We start from the raw sequence: 17,340 nt of genomic DNA, 5'->3' as shown, positions 1-17,340 counted from the left end.
TCGCGGGGTCAAGGGCCGGCACCCATCGCGACCGTCCCGCATCCGGGGGGAAGGGGGATAGCCCCGGCAGGCCCCCGCTCTCAGGCGCGGGAGGTTGCCGGCCGGGAAGGTTCCTTTCCGGCTCCGATCCACCGGGTCTCGTCCATCTCCACCATGTAGCCGGTCTTCTGCGCGGGCCGGAGATCGTCGGCGGAGTCTCATACCTGACGGTCTGTCGCCGGCCGCATATCGTTGCTGAAGGCAGGCAGCGCGCCGCCCGGGTTGACCCCGGAGGTACGCCGTGCGCCCCCTTACTCACCCGAGACGTTTACCCCCGATCCCCGTTTCCCGGAGGCGTTTCCAGGAATGCCGCCTCCTGCTCGCCTATCCAGGCCCGGGTCCAGGTGCGGATGTCGCGGATGGTGGCGGTTCCCTGCCGGTCACGCATCGTCCGGAGATGATCCTCAAGCTCGTCGGCCATCGCAAAGATCAACGCCTCGGACGCTTCCTGCGATAATGGCCCCGCCACCCGCAAGCGGGCGGTGCCCAGGTCGAGAAAGTGCTGCAACTCGCCCGTCGCCGCCAGGATCCTGGTGAGATCGAGTCTGATCGTGGACTCCATAAAGAGGGGATTGACGCATGCAGTACATAACTACATCTATTTAAACCTGAGCCGGATAACGGCTTCTCTGGCCGAAAAGACGCATAAGGTGGCCTGGTTTTCCCCGACAGCGCGTCTCCGCGGCTCCCGGGGTGCCGGTCCGGCAGGGTGTCCCGGACCTCCCGGTGCAAAACCATTTTAAGGGTGCCCGGCACTCAGTGCACCCCCGCTTCAGGAGGCGTATCCCCCTGAATCGGGGGCGATGGAGGTGAAGAAGATGCAGGAACGTTCAGAGGTGGTTCTCGAGCGCAGGACGCGGACGACCGGGGAAGAGTGGTTCATGTCGGCAGACGACGTCCTGGATAAGAAGGTGATCAACCCCCAGGGCGACGACCTTGGGGAGATCTCGGATATGCAGATCTCCTTCCCCGAGGGCCGGGTGAAGTACCTGGTGCTCAAGTACGGGGGCATGCTCGGCGTGGGGGCAAAGCGGTTTGCCATCCCCACCGAGGCCGTGATCTACCGGCCCGGGGACGACGCCTTTGTGGTGAACATCGACAAGCAGCGGCTGGACGAAAGATCGGGCTTTGATAAGGACAACTGGCCCCGGGAAGCGGACTTTGACCTGATCCAGCCGGCCCGGGCCATGACACCCCCGAGCAGGGAGGAGGCGGAGGCCGTGAAGCGGCAGGAGGCTCCGCCGCCGGAGGTCATCACGACCGAGCGGGTCGAGACGCGGCCCCGGCAGAAGTAATCCGGGAACAATACTTTTTTCAGGCGGAGAGAGCACCGGCCGCGGGAGGTGGTTGACCGCAAGGAAGATAACCCGGGAGCGATGAACAGGCCCTGCCGTGCGAGACATGACTGCACCCGCAGGCGGTCCGGCTCCGCCGGGGGCCCGGGCCGACGCCGCGCCCCCGAACCGGGAAGAATCCCCGAAGTTACGGCAGGTCGCCCTCATCGCCATAATCGCCATCGTCTTCACGGTCGCCTACCTGGAGATCTACGGGCTGCTCAACAACCTCATCTGGTTTGAGGAGGGCGTTCTAAAACCACCCCGCTGGGCGATCCCGGTCGGTGTCCTCGCGTTCTCGCTCCTCGTCGGCCTCTGCCGGAGATACCTCCGCGCACCGACCGTGATCCACGGCGGGTTCACGGAGTCGCTCAAGGGAGGCGGGGAGAAACCCGACTACCGGACCTTCCCCGGCGCCTTCCTCTCGTCGCTCTTCTCGCTCCTCTCCGGGGCAAGCGTCGGCCCCGAAGGGGTCATCACCGTCCTCATCGGCTACATATCGTCCTACACCCGGGATAGGCTGAAGATCGGCTCCCCGGCCGCCGCACTCGGGTTTGACGTCGCGGCGCTTGCCTCGGCCTTCAACGGTATCATCGGCAACGTCCTCTTCACGGGGATATTCGCCACTGAGTTCCAGGTCGGCGGGAGCAGGAACGCCCTGAAATTCCTCACCTGGAACCTGCTCGCCGGCACCATCGGCTACCTCTTCTACCTGTTCCTCGGGCTCCCCTCGTTCGCCCGGAGCATCCCGTTTGAGCCGATCGGTGAACTGAACCTCGCCTACATCCTCTACGCGGTCGCCCTCGGCATCCTCGGGGCGCTGCTCGCGGTCTTTATGGGGCTTTCCATGCAGGCCGCAGGATCGGTCATGGAGAGGATGTTTGGGGATGCGGTCATCCTCAGGGTCCTCGCCGCGGGGGTGGTCATCGCGTGCATCGGTTACTTCATCCCGGAGTTGCTCTTCTCCGGGGAGGGGCAGATCCGCGGGATCCTCGCCGACCCAGCCCGGTTCGGGGTTGGGATGCTTCTTTTCATGGCAATCCTGAAGATCCTCCTGCTTGCGCTCTCGTTTAAGAGCGGGTATCTCGGCGGCCCGATCTTTCCCGTCATCTTCTCGTCCACGCTTGTAGGGCTCGCCCTGAACCTGCTCTTTCCGGGCATACCGGTCTCTATCTTCGTGCTCTGCATCGAGGTCGCCGCCATCGCCCTGGCGCTCGGGGCACCCCTGACCGCCATCCTTCTCGTCGTGGTCGTGGGCACGGCCGACCAGAACATGATCGTGCTCCTCGTGATCTCCGCCGTCACCGCCATGCTGCTTGGTGCCGCCGCAAAAGAGAGGAGGGGCACCTGATTTATATGCCCGGGAGTTGATGACGCCGACAGTCCGCCCCGGCATGGCCGGTGTGCGGCGTGAGAACGAGAGGTTGGAAAGATGCTGTTTATGAATATCTTTACCTGGGAGCCCGGAAAGACGGGCGAGGTCATGGAAGCGCGGGCCGCCGAGAAGATCCCGGACGGCGCGAAGTTGATCAACGAGTGGGTCGATCTCGCCGGCAACGCGGTCTTCCGCTTGATCGAGATAGACGACCCGGCGGCCCTCCTGATGCTCAGCCACCCCTGGGACGACCTCGGCTACAAAGAGATGCACCCGGTGATGGAAGCTAAAGAGGCGCTGAGACTCCTCAAGAGATAGGGGGTCGTTACACCCCCTCCTGCAGTTGTCCCGGCCTGACCGGGACCACGTAGGGTGCCGGGAGGTCCCGCTTCACCACCGCCTCGATCCCGTAAACGCTTCCAAGCATCTCCGGGGTGAGGACCTCCTCCGGCGTCCCGTGGCCGTAGATCGATCCTTTTGCGAGAACCAGGAGGCGGCGGCAGTAGGTGGCCGCGAGGTTGAGGTCGTGGAGCGCGATGACGACCGCAAGCCCCCTCTGCTCGGCAAGCCCGCAGAGGACCTCCATGACCGCCATCTGGTGGCGGACGTCCAGGTTGCTCGTCGGTTCGTCGAGGAGGACCACCCCGGTCTCCTGGACGAGCGCCCGGGCGATCATCACCCGCTGGCGCTCCCCGCCGGAGAGCTCGCCGACCTTCCGGAACGCGAGCCCCCCGAGATCCAGGAGGTCGAGGGCCTCGACCACCTTCTCCTCATCGGCGGGGCTCACCGTCCAGTTCAGGTAGGGCCGCCGCCCCATCAGGACCGTCTCAAAGACCGTCGACGCGGTCCGGTTCCCGGTCGACTGCGGGACGTAGGCCATCGCCCGGGCAACCTCGCGGCGGTGCATCCCCCGGAGATCCTGCCCGTGAAGCAGCACCCTGCCGCATTTTGGGGCGAGCATGCCGTCGACGCACCGGATCAGCGTCGTCTTCCCGCACCCGTTCGGCCCGACGAGCCCGAGAACCTCCCCCGCATCCACCGGGAACGAGATGCGGGAGAGGATCTCCCGGTCCCGGTAGGCGAACGAGAGGTCCTCGACCGAGAGCAGCGCCATCAGGCATTCCTCCGGTGCATGAAGAGGTAGATGAAGAACGGCACCCCGAGGAACGCGGTCACGATCCCGACCGGCAGGACCTGCGGCGCAAGGATGCTCCTCCCGACGCTGTCGGCGGCAAGGAGGAGGACGGCCCCCACGAGCCCCGACGCCGGGATGAGGGTCCGGTAGTCGCTGCCGATGGCCATCCGGGTGATGTGCGGGGCCACGAGCCCGACAAAGCCGATGGTGCCGGTGAAACAGATGATCACCGCGGTGAGCAGGGAGGCGACCATCATAAAGACCATCATCGACCGCTCCACGGGCACCCCGAGGCCGGCCGCCACCTCGTCACCCTCGGCGAGGGCGTTGAGGTCCCAGGCCCGGTAGACGAGGTAGGGGATGGTGCAGGCGAGGACGAGGGTCACGATCCCGAGTTTCGGCCAGGTGGATTTGCCCACCGACCCGAACATCCAGAAGACCACCGCCTGGAGTTCTTCGGCGGTCCCGACGTACTGGAGGAGCGATGTCACTGCAGAGAAGAGGTACATGAGGGCAATACCGGCAAGGATCATCGTCTCAGAACTGACGCCCCGGTAGCGGGCCATGCCGTAGATGGCAACCGATGCAAGCAGGGCGAAGAGGAAGGCGTTTGCGATGATGAGGTACTCCCCACCGACGAACCCGGCGCCGAGGACGATGGCGACCGATGCCCCGGTGGCGGCGGCCGAGGAGATCCCGAGGGTGAAGGGGCTTGCGAGCGGGTTTCGGAGGATCCCCTGCATCACCGCTCCCGCCACCGCAAGCCCGAACCCTGCCGCGACCGCGAAGAGGACCCGGTGGAGCCGGTAGTCCCAGACGATGACGTCAGCCATCTCGGGGGCGGTGAAGGTCCCGGGGAAGAGGCCGGCGAGGATGGCGAGGTAGGACTCGCCCACGGTGAACCCCGCCGACCCGAGGGTGACCGCGACCCCTATGAGAATGACGAGCAGGACAAGGAGCCCGCCGATGAAGGCCGCCCGGGTCTTCCTGATCCGGGAGTAGCCTTCACGCAGGGCGACGATCTCTTCCATGGGTACCTTCCCGGTCAGGGGTAGACGAACGCGCCCTCAGACGCGAGGTTGAAGTCAAGCCCCTGGAACTCGGTGAGGTAGCGCTGGTGGATGGCGTTCGGGTCGAGGCCGGCGAACCGCTCCGGGTAGAACCACTTCGCGAGGTAGGCCGTCCCGATGAAGTGCTGGGCGCCGCCAAGGATATCCGAGTGGACGACGTGGACCCGGTCGTCCGCTACCGCGGCGAGCCGTGTCCACCCGGGCCGCTTGAGGATGGCCGACCTGGTCGCCTCGAGCGCCGCGATGTCGTGTCCCGCATACCCGCCGGCCGCCAGCTTCTGGCCGGTGAGTTTGACCACGACCTCAGGGTTGCTGACGATGACCGCCTCGGGGTCGACCTCGGGATATTCGGCGGATTCACCGGCGAAGGGGTTGTATCCCCCGGCGATCTCCAGCTTCTCGTTGTAGCCTGAACCGGATGCAAAGGTCTTGTAATCGGTCCAGTACTCGAAGTAGACCCGGGTCTTCCCGTCTTCAGGGACGTCGGCCGTGCCGGCTCTGATCCCGTCCATGACCGATTCGTAGAAGCCGACGAACTCATCGCCGCGGTCTTCGCACCCGGTCGCCGCCGCGATCGCGCGGATCTCCCCGGGATACGTGGCGGGTTTGAAGCAGTCGAACCGGAAGACCCGGGTGCCGGGGCTGCTCGCCTCCAGTTTCTGCTGGATCTCGTCGCAGGCCGCGGTGCTGATCGTCGCGTAGAGGAAGACCGCGTCCGGCCTGAGGGTGAGGACCCGTTCCATGTCCGGGGACCAGATCGAACCGACGTTCGCCTTCTCCTGGAACCCGGGGAAGAAGGCGCTCTTTGCGTGGCTGTACTTGTCGACGGCGACGACCTTCTCCATATCGAACCCGAGCGACCGGAGCGTCTCCAGGGACTCGCCGGTGAAGGTCACCACCCGGCGCAGGGGGCGGTAGAGCGTCAGGGTCTGCCCTGAGGAGTCGGTGACCTCGAGGGGGCGTCCGTCCCAGCGGGCGAGGACCCATGTGGCATCCTGGATATCGGTCCGGGTAAGGCCTCCTTCGCCGACGAGGTAGGTGAGGACCGCGGCCGTGTACTCAGGCTGGTCGAGGACCCCGTTACCGTCAGCGTCGCCGGGGATGCCGGCGGCAGAGGCCGTTGCCGCGATGAGGAGGAGCGCGACGGCGAGGAGGAGGTGGCGGTTCATCGCCGACCACCCCGGCCTGCCGCAAGGAGGATGCCGGCAACCGCCGCGAGGACCGCAAACGGCGACCCGGCCTCCCGGACGGCCGGGTCCGCTCCGCCGCTCGCCGCCGCCGTCTCGATGCCGTCAACAGCGACGTGCGACGCGGGGACGGCACCGTCCGTCCCGCCGATGAAGTCTTCCCACCGGCCGGTGATCTCCCCGCTCCCGGAGGCGGGGGCCCGGACCGAGTAGGTGATCCGGGTATCGTTCATCACCGCAAACGCGATCTTCTGTTCCCGGACGAGGACCCGGTCGTCCGGGAGGTCGGTCCCCGCGAAGGCGTAGCCGGCCGGCAGGGTCTCGACCACCCCGCCGAGGGCCATGCCCTCGATCGAGAGCGAGACGGTGAAGGTTTCGCCCGCCCCGGGTTCGGCGGTGGAGAGCGCCCGGGTGACCGGGGTCCCGGATGCGGCGGCCGGGACGACCATGAGTAGCAGGGCGATGCAGAGGAGGCGGTTTGCCGGGAGGGGTATCATCCGTTTTCTGTTATCGATTTTGTGATATGAATGTTTCTGATTGTGCTAACAAGTCTGCAGGTTTGGCGCTCCGGGGTATATCGGGATGATAGCGGGCTCCGGGCGGGGAGATCCATCCCGGTCTCACCGGTGTGAGACGGAGCGGCACCGGAGCCCGGGGAGATATAGCCCCGTGCGCAGGAGGATGCCGGCTACCGCCGGTTCAAACCGGTGGCCCATCCCGGGCCTCGCTTCATGTGTCATGGGAGGACCGTGCACCGGTCCACTCGAATGCGTGCGAAGGGTGCCTGTTGATCCCGGAGGTTCCCCAAACGCAAGCCTTCCTCGCACCGGTCGACGGGCGCGACCGCTCCGGATTATCCGGGGAGGTGGGGTAAAATCAGAACCCTTATCCCTCTCGTTAGAGATGTTAAACTGTATGGGAAGGCCGTTTCTGATTATAACACTTCTCGTGGCCGCGATACTCGTTACTGGGTGCACAGCAGCACCCCGCTCATCGTACGACTACGAAGTACACCCCACGACCGCGGCGGCGGCGCCTGCACTGATCACCGACTACCGTGACCCCCTGCCCCCCGAAGAAGACGATGGTTCACTGCCCCTCGGGGAGATCGTGATGTTCCGGGACGCAAACGAGGAGAACGAGATATCTCTGAAGGTTGTCTCATCCATCGACCGCGGCGGGTACGAGCCTGCGGGGGAGCCTATCAGAATCACTGCGCCCCAGGGATGGCGCTACCTCTTCGTTCACGTTGTGGTCACTCACCGCGGACACCGGGGAGATGGCTATCAGACCACCATCTATGCGCCGCCGGCACAACAGTTCAGCCTGGTAGGCAACGGCAGAACCTACTATCCGGTATCCGCCGAGGCGGACCACCTGACGAATATCGGGGAGGTTTATCGCGGGAACGTGTGGGTGGACCGGAACGGAAAGTATGAGGGATATATTGTATATCAGGTGCCGGAGTCCGTAGTTGATTCGTGTGCGGTCGTCGTCGCTGATATCGTCGGCCTGAAGAACCGGTATGGGCGCGACTACTACAATTTCAGGAAATATGACAGAAATCCGGCCTGGAGGTTATAGATGATGGGAGGTATGGGTATCCCGGATGGGGAGGCGGGCTACACCATGCCCTGCAGTCCCATCGCGACGAGCAGCATCGCCGACGCTAACGAGAGCACAACAATCGTCGCCGCCCAGACGGCCAGGAATGCGACGATCGTGAGCGTGCTCGTCTCCCGGTAGGGGACGAGGCCCTCGTTCATCCGCCGGGCCGTGGCCCAGGCATCGTAGACACCCCAGAGCCAGACCGCCACGCCCGGCACAATCAGGAGAAAGAGGCCGAAGAGGCTTCCGAGCAGCACCGCGACACCTTTTGTGAACTGCCCGTTGTAGGCCTGTCCGAGGCCGTTGAAGACGAGCGAGAGCCCTGCGGCTATTGCCGGGTTCTTCCTCTTCTCCCGGCGCGAGACCTCGGCAGCCGCAAGGGCCGCCCTGATCGAGACCGGTTCCGCCGTTCCATCACGCATGATCGTCAGGTACGCTGGACGGGGCTATCAGCGTTTCGCGGGCTCACGGGTTCCCGGCACCCGATCGCCACCTGCTATATACGGGGAGGGACTGTATACCCGGTGATGCCGGATTCTGGGTCCGGCCTCCTGGTGACCGTCTGGACCGTCATCGCGATGCTCGCGGTGGGGTGGATCTTTTACAGGCTGGGGTGGCTGAGGTGAGGGGTGGACCCTTCATCCTTCAGCGGACCCGCCGGGAGCAGCGTTACGGGTCAAAAACCTTCTCGATCCGGATACGCCGCCCGATCTTCGCCTCGTACCACTCCTGCTGCTTTACGGCCTGCTTGATGCTCCGGATCCGGTGCCGGACCCGCGTCCCGGTCCCCGCATCGATCAGTACCAGCTTCGGCATCTCAACCACCTATCCGTGCATGGTATTGGACTGTCGTGGTCAGGAAGGTTTGCTTTCGTGCCGGTGTCCTGCCGGGGCTGCACGGGCCCTTTATCGGGGTGCTCGCGGGACGCCGTGTGAGTTCAGGCCGACTCTGGATCCCCACGATAAGGGCACATCTCTCCCGCCCGATCTTTCCTCTCGGGTTCATCGAAGGGAACGCCTAAGATGAGATCCGTGAAGGCAGTTTTTTGGAACCGGTGGAAAAATTTATCGTCTGGCGCGCCTTCTCCCCCTCCGGGTGAACTATCATGCCGGAATCTGTTTATCTCTGCGGGGTTGAAGGGGCAGAGCGGGAAGACCCCCTGCGCAAGCTGGGGGATGGGAGCGGAGCCCCTTCGCCCTGCGATCCTCGTGTCCTCTGATCCCATATCTCTATGACAAATGACAGCGCATACTCATGCGAGAGTCCGCAGGAGAGTATTCAGATGCACCTTGCCACCAAGATCAAGATTCAGGTGACACCCGATCAGGCCGATGTGCTCTGGCACCTCTCCGAAAAGTGCCGGTTACTCTACAACTTCGCTCTTGCCGAACGGAACCAGAACTATCAGGAGAACAAGGATCGGGCCGACAAGCAGTACATCGGGTATGTGCAGCAGGCGAACGCTCTTCCGGAACTGAAGAAGAAGTATCCCGAGTACCAGTGGGTCTACTCCAAAGTTCTGCAGACCACCCTCAAATCGCTGGACGACAACTTCAAGTCGTTCTTCGCGCTCCGACAGAACGGCGATGAAGACGCCAACCCCCCGGGGTTCAAGGGGAGAGATCATTTCTGCACGCTTCGCTACAACCAGAGCGGGTTCAAGATCCACGATGGCCGGATCCGGTTCTCGCACTTTTACAACGACATTCCGCTGGCGTTCGATCTGCCCGAAGATCGGACGTTCGTCAACGTCAAGCAGGTGGATCTCTTCTACGACGACCTGAAGGGGGAGTATTACATCTCCATCATCCACGAGGTTCAGCCGGGCCAGAAGTACGTTGACAACGGGATCTACCAGGCCTGGGACCTCGGGGTCACGAAGCATGTCGCGGTCAACAGCCACGGGAAGTTCCTTGAAGTCACCAACGCCCGACCGGATAAGTACTGGAACCCGAAGATCGATGCCGTGCAGTCCCGACGAGACCACTGCAAGAAGAAGAGCCGGCAGTGGCAGAGACTCAACCGTGCCAAGCGGACGATGGAGCGGAAGCGGAGCAACCAGCTCAGAGACTTCCAGCATAAGGTGAGCAGGAAACTCGTGGAAAACACCCGGGCCGCCACAATCCTGGTCGGTGACCTCTCCGTCAAGCAGATGCCGAAGTCAAAGCAGGCCACGCCCGGGCTCAACCGCGCCACCCAGAACGCGGGACACCTCTCACGGTTCATCGGATTGTTGACCTACAAGGCAGCCCTTGCAGGTAAGAGAGTAATAACAATCGATGAACAGTACACGACGAAGACCTGCTGTGTCTGCGGAGCGGTTCACGAGATGCCGCTCGGGAAACGCGTTATGGACTGTGCCTGCGGGAACTGCATCGATCGCGACCACAACAGTGCGGTCAACATCATGGTACGGTTCCTATCACAGAATGCCCTGTGGACGGGCTACCGACAGTTCGCCGGTAATCTGCGACAAACAGGTCCGAGGATCCCTGTGATCCCCGGACACTCGCAGGAAGCCCCCTGCGCAAGCGGGGGGTAGTTCACTGTAAATACTGCGGGCGAGAGTTTTCGCCGGAGCGGGGAGCCACAGGCGGAAACGCACTGTTCTGCAGCGCCGAGTGCCTGATGGCAGCAGGGAAGCAGGACGCCGGCGAGAGGGGGCACCAACCGGAGAAACTCCTGGTCTCCGGTCGGTCACCCTGGAGCAGGTAGCCCTGCCGGACGTTCGGCACCTCTCCGTGGGGTTGTGCGTAGCGGTGCAAAGACATTCACCGCCGAGGAGTGGAGACTCCGGCACACCCACCGGGAGTGCCCGGGAAGGTCTCCTCTCCCTGATTGAACTCCACATCAACACTGTCTCCTGCGAGGTGAACCGGGCGATGCGGGTGATCGCCGTCCTCTCGGCCCTGGTGCTGATCCCGATGCTGGTCGGGCATATGCCCGGGATGACGACCCCCGGCATCCCGTTCACCCCTACCTCCGGTGGGTGACCGTCTGGACCGTCATCGCGATGCTCGCGGTGGGGTGGGTCTATTACGGGCCGTTTGCCCCGGGGGGCAGCCCAAAAAAAGTTTGACGGGGTTGTTCGTGCAGGCTGCCCGGTGCTTCGAGGTCACGCGTAGGGTCTGCCCCCTTGGGGGGCCGGTGTAGATCCCCGCGGGGCGGAAGGAGATCCCTGCGGGGTGGGAGAAGATCCCTGTGTGACGCTGGTAAACGACTGCGTTGCAGGGTCATACCGCAGCAGCATGCCGGTGCTTATGATGTAACCGTAGATTGTACCGTCGGCGGTCCGGATTAAGAGCATGTCCGGATAATCCGGGTGGTAGAAGAACATCAGCCCCTGTGTCTGATCCAGGGCGAATAACATCCCTGAGCCCGATGGGTCCTGCTGCCACTGGAGGCCGTTCAACAGTTCCGGTGTGATCACAGGGATTCCACCTGAGTACGGCGATTGTGGTTGGGTGGGATAGGCCCCGGGTGACTGCGGCTGGGTAGGGTAAGCCCCGGGTGACTGCGGCTGGGTAGGGTAAGCCCCGGGTGACTGCGGCTGGGTAGGGTAAGCCCCGGGTGACTGCGGCTGGGTCGGAGTAGATCCCTGTGTGACGGCGGTAAACGATTGGGTCGCAGGGTCATACCGCAGCAGCATGCCGGTGCTTATGATATAACCGTAGATTGTACCGTCAGCGGTCCGGATTAAGAGTATGTCCGGATAATCCGGATGGTAGAAGAACATCAGTCCCTGCGTTTGATCCAGGGCGAATAACATCCCTGAGCCCGATGGGTCCTGCTGCCACTGGAGGCCGTTCAACAGTTCCGGTGTGATCACAGGAATTCCGCCCGAGTACGGCGATTGCGGCTGTGTGGGGTAAGCCCCGGGCGACTGCGGTTGTGTTGGGAAGAGTCCAAGCGACAGGGCTTGCGTCAGGTCCGATATCTGGCTGCTTTCGTTGGTACCGGGCCCTGCAGCTGATGCGGTAGCGATGGAAGCGACGAATAGAAGGCTGACAAGGATTACAAATTCGTATCTCAACATCCTCACGTCTGTTCACCTCTCGTTCTTCTCCTGAACCGGAGGAGGTGTCTGCATGAGGGAAAGCAGAATGTCCCCTTGTTCACCCACGGGGGAACCGATGTTGTGTGATGGTTTTTCGTGTACTACTGGAGCATGATGCCTTATTTTGGTGTTCTGCAGAAGCAGTGGATAGTGATGGATACCTCATGTGGCATCGAGCGCCCTCATACAGCCCCGGGGGGGGCCACATGGTACTTATACCTTCCTCTCCGGGGGCAGGGTGTCAGGTATACGCTCGGGGCAAGCAGGAAAACCAGTTATGTCCGCTCTACCCTGCAGGAGATCAGTTCCGGGGGACAGGACGCCGCCAGCGGATCTCAACCATAGATGGTGCGACAGGATACGAACAAAAAGAATGACGCCGCCAACAGGACTCGAACCTGTGACATGCTGGTTAACAGCCAGCCACTCTACCAACTGAGTTATGGCGGCACCGGAATAAGTGCTCTATAATGTCTCGTCTGAACCTTATTAAAGATTACGGGAATTCTCCTCCTGGATGGTCACGAGCAGACCGATCAGTTCGTCGATCTCGCCCTCAAGGCCGGAAAGAAGGTCGGCCGCGAGCGCCGTCGCCACCGCGCCCGCCGGCGAGGCGCGGATATACCCTTCCTGCTCGAGGATCCGCAGCGAGTAGCGGACCCGGTGGTAGGGGAGGTCGAGGACCTCGGAGAGTTTCATGATGCCGATGGGCTGGTGCTCCACGACCGCCCGGATCACCTCAAGGTGCCTTGAGACGAGTTCGATCTCGGATTTCAACTTCTTCAGCATATCCGCCTGTCGAGATACCATAGGTTCATGCCCGTTACGGCTGTTCGTGCAGCCAGGCCTTCGTCTGATAATACCGCTTCCGGAACGATATGGAGAAGACCGCCCCGACGGCGAGGAGGATGACCCCGATCACAAGACCGAGGGTCCCCTCAGGTGCAAACCGGAGGAGGACAAAGACAGCCATGGCGAAACAGAGGATGATGATGTTCAGCATGACCGCCAGTACGACGAACCTGCCCTTGAAGACCTGTTTGGTTGCCTCATCCATTATTCATACTTGAACGCGGTGGTAAAAGTACTTGTGGTTTCAACAAAAGAGTTGGTAGAATGAATGGACTGGATTCTGCTATCCGGGATGCCGGGGCAGCAGCATACGCGGCGTACGGCTCGTCGGCGGATGCCAACGTGCGCTACCTGACCCGGTTCCGCACCACCGACCCCGTGCTCTACGTGGCAAAGCCCGGCGAGCGGGGGATGGTCGTCGTCTCGCAGATGGAGCACGAGCGGGCGGTCCGGGAATCGGTTGCGGCGGTCGTCACCCGCGCCGACGCCGGCTACCTCGAGCACATCAAAGCCGGAGAGACGCGCTGGCGGGCGACCGCCCACGTGATCGCGAACCTCGCCGGCGGCCCCGTCCTCGTCCCGGCGACCTTCCCGCTCGCCCTCGCCCGGGAACTCGAGACGTTCCAGCCGGTCGTCCTCGACGCCGCCGGCGCGGTCGAGGGGATGCGGGCGGTCAAGACGCCGGAGGAGATCGAGCGTATCCGCTCCATCCAGCGGGTCACCGAGGCCGCGATGGACCGGGGGATCGCGCTCATCCGCTCCTCTGCGCCCAGGGCCGGCGTCCTCTACCGGGACGGCGCCCCCCTCACCGCCGAAGCCGTCCGCACGGCGATGCACACCCTCCTCCTCGCCCACAGCTGCCGGGGCGTCGACACCATCGTCTCCTGCGGCCCCGACACCGCCCTCCCGCACCATGCCGGGGAAGGTCCGCTCCTTGCGGACGAACCGATCGTCATCGACATCTACCCCCAGGACGAACTCTCCGGCTACCACGCCGACATGACCCGGACGGTCGTGAAGGGCGAGCCCTCGCCCGCGATCCGCGAGATGTACGACGCCGTCAGGGACGCGAAATCCCTCGGCGCGTCATTGGTCCGGGCCGGGGCCGTCGGCGCCGACCTCTACCACGCGGTGGTCGAGTTCTTCCGCGACCGCGGCTACGAGAGCAACATGCGCGGGTTCACCCACAGCCTCGGCCACGGCGTCGGTCTCGAGGTGCACGAGGAACCGTCGCTCGGACCCCTGGGCGGGGCACTCACCGCCGGGAACGTCGTCACCATCGAGCCGGGCCTCTACTACCCCGGGACCGGCGGCGTCCGCCTGGAGGATATGGGCGCGGTGACAGAGACCGGGTTTGACCGGTTCACCCAATACGAAGAGGAACTAACCATATGATCATGGATGATGTTGTCTACGACGCCTACCGCGAAGCCGGAGCGCTGGCACGACGGGTGCTCCGCCGGGGCGCGGGGCTCGTGAAGGAGGGGGCTGGCCTCCTTGAGATGGTTGAAGCGACGGAAGCCATGGTGACGGAGGAGGGGGCGCTCCTTGCCTTCCCCCTCAACGTCTCGTTCAACGAGGCCGCGGCCCACGACACCGCGATGCCCGGCGACGAGCGGACGTTTGCCCGGGGCGACCTCGTCAAGGTCGACCTCGGTGTCCAGATCGACGGCTACATCGCCGACACCGCGATGACCGTCGACCTTGGCGACCACGCGCCCCTCGTCGAGGCGTCCCGCGCCGCCCTCGAGGCGGCGATCGCCGCCGTCCGCCCGGGGGTCACCGCCGGGGAACTCGGGGCGGCCATCCAGGCAGCGATCGAGGAGCGCGGCTACAAACCGGTGGCAAACCTCACCGGGCACGGCCTCGACCGCTACAACCTCCACGGGAAACCCACCATCCCGAACGTCGCGATGAGCGGCGGGGCCGTCATCGAGGAGGGCATGGTCTTTGCCATCGAGCCCTTTGCCACCACGGGGTCGGGGAAGGTCGTTGAAGCGGCGCGCGTGGAGATCTACCGGCAGGTCGCGGCCCGGCCCGCCCGCCTCCCCTCGGCAAAAAGGGTCCTCGAGACGGCGCGGCCGCGGCGCGGGCTCCCCTTCGCCCGCCGCTGGGTCCCGGGCGACAAAGTCGAGATCGGGCTCGCGACGCTCGTGCGGACCGGGATCCTCCACCCCTTCCCGGTGCTGCACGATGTCCCCGGCTCCTTCGTCTCGCAGGCAGAGCATACCCTGATCGTCACGGCCGACGGCTGCGAGGTCACCACCCGGTGAGTTACGCTTATTGATGTCGCGCGCCTATATGTCTGCTCATAGACATGACCATCGAAACGGGTACGCGTGATGTCCTCGCCGTCGTGGAACTCCTCCTCACCGCGGAGATATTCAACCGGAACGAGGCTCTCGACATCAACGACCTCCACCCGCGTTGCCGGGAGTTCTTCGGGGCCGGGAGCGGCGGGAGCACCGAGGTGAAGCGTCCCCTGGTCGTGAGCGAGGGGGCGATCAAAAAGACGCTCGGCATCCCGGATGCCGTCTGCCAGGCCGTCCGCCAAAACCCGTTCGTCGGTTACGACGAGTTCGGGCAGCGCCTGAGCCTCCCCTCGCTCGACGCAGCGGCAGGATGGTTCCTCAAGAAGGGCGGGGCCCCGAGGGTCGGGGAGAACCCCGTCCTTGCCTACTTTTTTGAAGGGAAGGACGGTATCACCGTCCGTTACCGGGACATCCGGGCAAAGAACCCCCGGTTTGAGGACACAAAGGAGTACATGGAGGCGAAGGTCTCCCGGCTCATCGCCGGGAGCGAGGAGATGCGGGAGGCGCGCGACCTGCTCATCATCAGCGCCCCGGACGAGGTCGAGTCCACGCTCGAAAAACTGGTCTGCACCCCGCGGCAGGAGGAGATCATCAGAAAGATCGCTGTCGCCCTCGAGCACCGGGACTTCTTAAAGGAGCACGGCATCTACGAGTTCGGCCGGCTCCTCTTCGTCGGCCCGCCCGGCACCGGGAAGACGTCGCTTGCCCTTGCCATGTCGCGGGAGCTCCACATGCCGGTGCTCGAGGTCCGTCTCGCGATGGTCACCTCCCAGTACCTGGGCGAGACCTCAAAGAACATCGACCGCATCTTTGACCTCGCAAAGAAACTCTCTCCCTGTATCCTCTTCATCGACGAGTTCGACTTCGTCGCAAAGACCCGGGTCAGCGACGACCACGGCGCGATGAAGCGTGCGGTGAACATGCTCCTGAAAAACATTGACCAGATCAGTTTCGTCAAAAACGGCGTCCTCCTCATCGGGGCGACGAACCATCCCCGTATCCTCGACGAGGCGGCGTGGCGGCGGTTTGACGAGGTGGTGGAGTTCCCGCTCCCCGACCAGGCGATGCGGCAGGCGATCATCGAGAAGGTTGCGGCTACACTCGACTGCGACTGCGACTTCGCGGACCTCGCCGCCCGGACGGAGGGGTTCTCGGGCTCGGACATACGGATGATGATGAAGGAGGCGGTGCTCTCGGCGCTGATGGAAGACCGGCGCCACCTCGGTCCGGCGGATATCGAGCAGGGTCTCCTCAGGGTCGAGGAGCGCAATGTCATCCGCGGCACCGGATACTGATATGCGGATAACGCTGCTTGGGACCGGCGACGCCATCGGAACACCGAAGGTGGGGTGCGACTGCGAGAACTGCCGGGCGATGGCGGCGGCGGGTCGATCAAGGCTCCGGACCTCCCTCCTCGTCGAGACGGGGGGAAAGCACATTCTTATAGAGTCATCGCCGGACCTGCGCCAGCAGCTCCTCCGGGCCTGCTCGCCCCGCATCGATGCGGTCGTATGGTCGCACGGCCACTACGACCACTTCATCGGGTTTGGGGAGTTCTACCGGGTGCAGAGAGTCCCGCCGGCCTACGCGGCGCCCCCGGTGATGGAGTACTGTTCCCGCTACCTCCACTTTCTGCCGTTCGAGAAGCACCCGGTCCCGGTCTACGAGCCGTTCGACCTCTTCGGCGTGACCTTCACGTTCTTTCCCGTGAACCATCCTCCGGTCTACACCTGTGGCCTCCTGATCGAGCACGACGGTGTCACGGTCGCCTATACCTCGGATACGCGGGAGGATATCCCAGAAGAGAGCCGGGACCTCCTCCACGGCACCGATGTCGACCTCCTCTTCGTGGACGCCATCGCTCCCGAGGGCTACAATATCAGCAAGCACATGAACTACGCCGAAGCGGTCAGGTTCGCCCGCGACGTCGGGGCCCGGGACTACCGGTGCGTCCACATGAGCCATATGGTGCCGCCGGGGATGCCGCACGCCGGCTACGATATGGAGACGTTCTGCTGGTGATCATCCGGCTCTTCCCCTGCAGCCCGGGATATGCGACGGGTAGGTCTCGTAGGCGGCAGAAACCCCGCACGAATCGTTAACCTGGACCACGATCATCGGAGCGGTCATGCAGTCGTGGGGGTCCGGGTCCTCCAGGCGGAAGACCATCTGGGTGTAGTTGATACCCCTGTCCTGATAGCATGGTCTCTATCCGGCCCCCGGCGCACCGCTGCGCGCATTCCCTCCGTGTGGAGGGGAGCACCGCAAGCAGGCCTACGATGCCGCCGGGTTTCGGTATCCGCGGAACGTATGCAGGTTTCAGGTCGGGGTGTGTTCCCAAACCCCCGGTATGGCGGTCAGGGTCGGTTT

Annotated in this window: 20 protein-coding genes and 1 tRNA gene; 10 read left to right on the top strand and 11 right to left on the bottom strand. The window is 63.8% G+C overall.

The window, feature by feature from the left end:
- Positions 1-307: 307 nt before the first annotated feature.
- The gene (locus QZ408_RS05830; RefSeq protein WP_292490280.1) at positions 308-601 is read right to left on the bottom strand and encodes a hypothetical protein; all 294 of its coding nucleotides are present in this window, start codon (positions 599-601) and stop codon (positions 308-310) included.
- Positions 602-857: 256 nt separating this feature from the next.
- Between QZ408_RS05830 and QZ408_RS05825 the strand changes: the two genes are divergently transcribed.
- The 3 genes from QZ408_RS05825 to QZ408_RS05815 all read left to right on the top strand — a co-directional run bounded on the left by QZ408_RS05825 (position 858) and on the right by QZ408_RS05815 (position 3,066).
- Positions 858-1,334, top strand: coding sequence for a PRC-barrel domain-containing protein (locus tag QZ408_RS05825; RefSeq protein ID WP_292490279.1), 477 nt, complete (start codon positions 858-860; stop codon positions 1,332-1,334).
- Positions 1,335-1,440: 106 nt separating this feature from the next.
- Positions 1,441-2,724, top strand: coding sequence for a chloride channel protein (locus QZ408_RS05820; protein ID WP_292490489.1), 1,284 nt, complete (start codon positions 1,441-1,443; stop codon positions 2,722-2,724).
- A gap of 81 nt (positions 2,725-2,805) precedes the next feature.
- Positions 2,806-3,066, top strand: coding sequence for a DUF3303 family protein (locus tag QZ408_RS05815; protein WP_292490278.1), 261 nt, complete (start codon positions 2,806-2,808; stop codon positions 3,064-3,066).
- A gap of 7 nt (positions 3,067-3,073) precedes the next feature.
- On the opposite strand, the gene QZ408_RS05810 is transcribed toward QZ408_RS05815, so the two are convergent.
- The 4 genes from QZ408_RS05810 to QZ408_RS05795 are packed head-to-tail and all read right to left on the bottom strand — an operon-like array spanning position 3,074 to position 6,637.
- Positions 3,074-3,862 (bottom strand): ABC transporter ATP-binding protein, encoded by a 789-nt coding sequence (locus QZ408_RS05810; RefSeq protein ID WP_292490277.1) that lies wholly within the window; start codon positions 3,860-3,862, stop codon positions 3,074-3,076.
- The gene (locus QZ408_RS05805; protein ID WP_292490276.1) at positions 3,862-4,914 is read right to left on the bottom strand and encodes an iron ABC transporter permease; all 1,053 of its coding nucleotides are present in this window, start codon (positions 4,912-4,914) and stop codon (positions 3,862-3,864) included. Before QZ408_RS05805 ends, QZ408_RS05810 begins: the two co-directional genes overlap by 1 nt.
- Positions 4,915-4,928: 14 nt before the next feature.
- Complete coding sequence (locus tag QZ408_RS05800; RefSeq protein WP_292490275.1) at positions 4,929-6,122, bottom strand: ABC transporter substrate-binding protein; 1,194 nt, start codon at positions 6,120-6,122, stop codon at positions 4,929-4,931.
- Positions 6,119-6,637 carry a hypothetical protein gene (locus QZ408_RS05795; RefSeq protein ID WP_292490274.1) on the bottom strand — a complete coding sequence of 173 codons (519 nt, stop codon included), beginning with the start codon at positions 6,635-6,637 and terminating at the stop codon, positions 6,119-6,121. The genes QZ408_RS05800 and QZ408_RS05795 overlap by 4 nt, the downstream gene beginning before the upstream one ends.
- A gap of 418 nt (positions 6,638-7,055) precedes the next feature.
- Here QZ408_RS05795 and QZ408_RS05790 point away from each other — a divergent pair, with 418 nt between their 5' ends.
- Entirely contained in the window at positions 7,056-7,724 is a 669-nt protein-coding gene (locus QZ408_RS05790; RefSeq protein ID WP_292490273.1) for a hypothetical protein, read from the top strand.
- Positions 7,725-7,762: 38 nt separating this feature from the next.
- On the opposite strand, the gene QZ408_RS05785 is transcribed toward QZ408_RS05790, so the two are convergent.
- Together QZ408_RS05785 and QZ408_RS05780 are read right to left on the bottom strand one after the other, a co-directional pair.
- Entirely contained in the window at positions 7,763-8,170 is a 408-nt protein-coding gene (locus tag QZ408_RS05785; RefSeq protein WP_292490272.1) for a hypothetical protein, read from the bottom strand.
- Between the two features lie 247 nt (positions 8,171-8,417).
- Positions 8,418-8,564, bottom strand: a complete 147-nt coding sequence (locus tag QZ408_RS05780) for a hypothetical protein (protein WP_292490271.1) — start codon at positions 8,562-8,564, stop codon at positions 8,418-8,420.
- Positions 8,565-9,031: 467 nt separating this feature from the next.
- On the opposite strand from QZ408_RS05780, the gene QZ408_RS05775 reads away from it, so the two are divergent.
- The gene (locus QZ408_RS05775; protein ID WP_292490270.1) at positions 9,032-10,291 is read left to right on the top strand and encodes a transposase; all 1,260 of its coding nucleotides are present in this window, start codon (positions 9,032-9,034) and stop codon (positions 10,289-10,291) included.
- 217 nt (positions 10,292-10,508) lie between these two features.
- Positions 10,509-10,742: a hypothetical protein gene (locus QZ408_RS05770; RefSeq protein ID WP_292490269.1), complete on the top strand. Its 234-nt coding sequence runs from the start codon at positions 10,509-10,511 to the stop codon at positions 10,740-10,742.
- A 1,441-nt stretch (positions 10,743-12,183) separates the two neighbouring features.
- On the opposite strand, the gene QZ408_RS05765 is transcribed toward QZ408_RS05770, so the two are convergent.
- The 3 genes from QZ408_RS05765 to QZ408_RS05755 form a co-directional block, all read right to left on the bottom strand.
- Positions 12,184-12,256: transfer RNA gene (locus QZ408_RS05765), tRNA-Asn, on the bottom strand.
- A 39-nt stretch (positions 12,257-12,295) separates the two neighbouring features.
- A complete protein-coding gene (locus QZ408_RS05760; RefSeq protein ID WP_292490267.1) occupies positions 12,296-12,595 on the bottom strand; it encodes a hypothetical protein in 300 nt (99 codons plus the stop codon).
- A 34-nt stretch (positions 12,596-12,629) separates the two neighbouring features.
- Positions 12,630-12,863, bottom strand: a complete 234-nt coding sequence (locus tag QZ408_RS05755) for a hypothetical protein (protein WP_292490266.1) — start codon at positions 12,861-12,863, stop codon at positions 12,630-12,632.
- A gap of 59 nt (positions 12,864-12,922) precedes the next feature.
- On the opposite strand from QZ408_RS05755, the gene QZ408_RS05750 reads away from it, so the two are divergent.
- Genes QZ408_RS05750 through QZ408_RS05735 form a run of 4 tightly spaced genes read left to right on the top strand, consistent with a single transcriptional unit; the run spans position 12,923 to position 16,992 of the window.
- Entirely contained in the window at positions 12,923-14,053 is a 1,131-nt protein-coding gene (locus QZ408_RS05750; protein ID WP_292490265.1) for a Xaa-Pro peptidase family protein, read from the top strand.
- Entirely contained in the window at positions 14,050-14,931 is an 882-nt protein-coding gene (gene map / locus QZ408_RS05745; RefSeq protein WP_292490264.1) for a type II methionyl aminopeptidase, read from the top strand. The genes QZ408_RS05750 and map overlap by 4 nt, the downstream gene beginning before the upstream one ends.
- A 44-nt stretch (positions 14,932-14,975) precedes the next feature.
- The gene (locus tag QZ408_RS05740; protein ID WP_292490263.1) at positions 14,976-16,265 is read left to right on the top strand and encodes an ATP-binding protein; all 1,290 of its coding nucleotides are present in this window, start codon (positions 14,976-14,978) and stop codon (positions 16,263-16,265) included.
- A gap of 1 nt (position 16,266) precedes the next feature.
- Positions 16,267-16,992, top strand: coding sequence for an MBL fold metallo-hydrolase (locus tag QZ408_RS05735; protein ID WP_292490262.1), 726 nt, complete (start codon positions 16,267-16,269; stop codon positions 16,990-16,992).
- Here the strand turns inward: QZ408_RS05735 and QZ408_RS05730 are convergent, their stop codons facing one another.
- A complete protein-coding gene (locus QZ408_RS05730; RefSeq protein ID WP_292490261.1) occupies positions 16,993-17,139 on the bottom strand; it encodes a hypothetical protein in 147 nt (48 codons plus the stop codon).
- Positions 17,140-17,340: the final 201 nt, after the last annotated feature.

The organism is Methanoculleus sp. 10, from assembly GCF_913757945.1.
Classification (GTDB): Archaea; Halobacteriota; Methanomicrobia; order Methanomicrobiales; family Methanoculleaceae; genus Methanoculleus.
The sequence above is the reverse complement of the archived record's forward strand: the minus strand, read 5'-3'. Positions and strand labels throughout refer to the sequence as shown.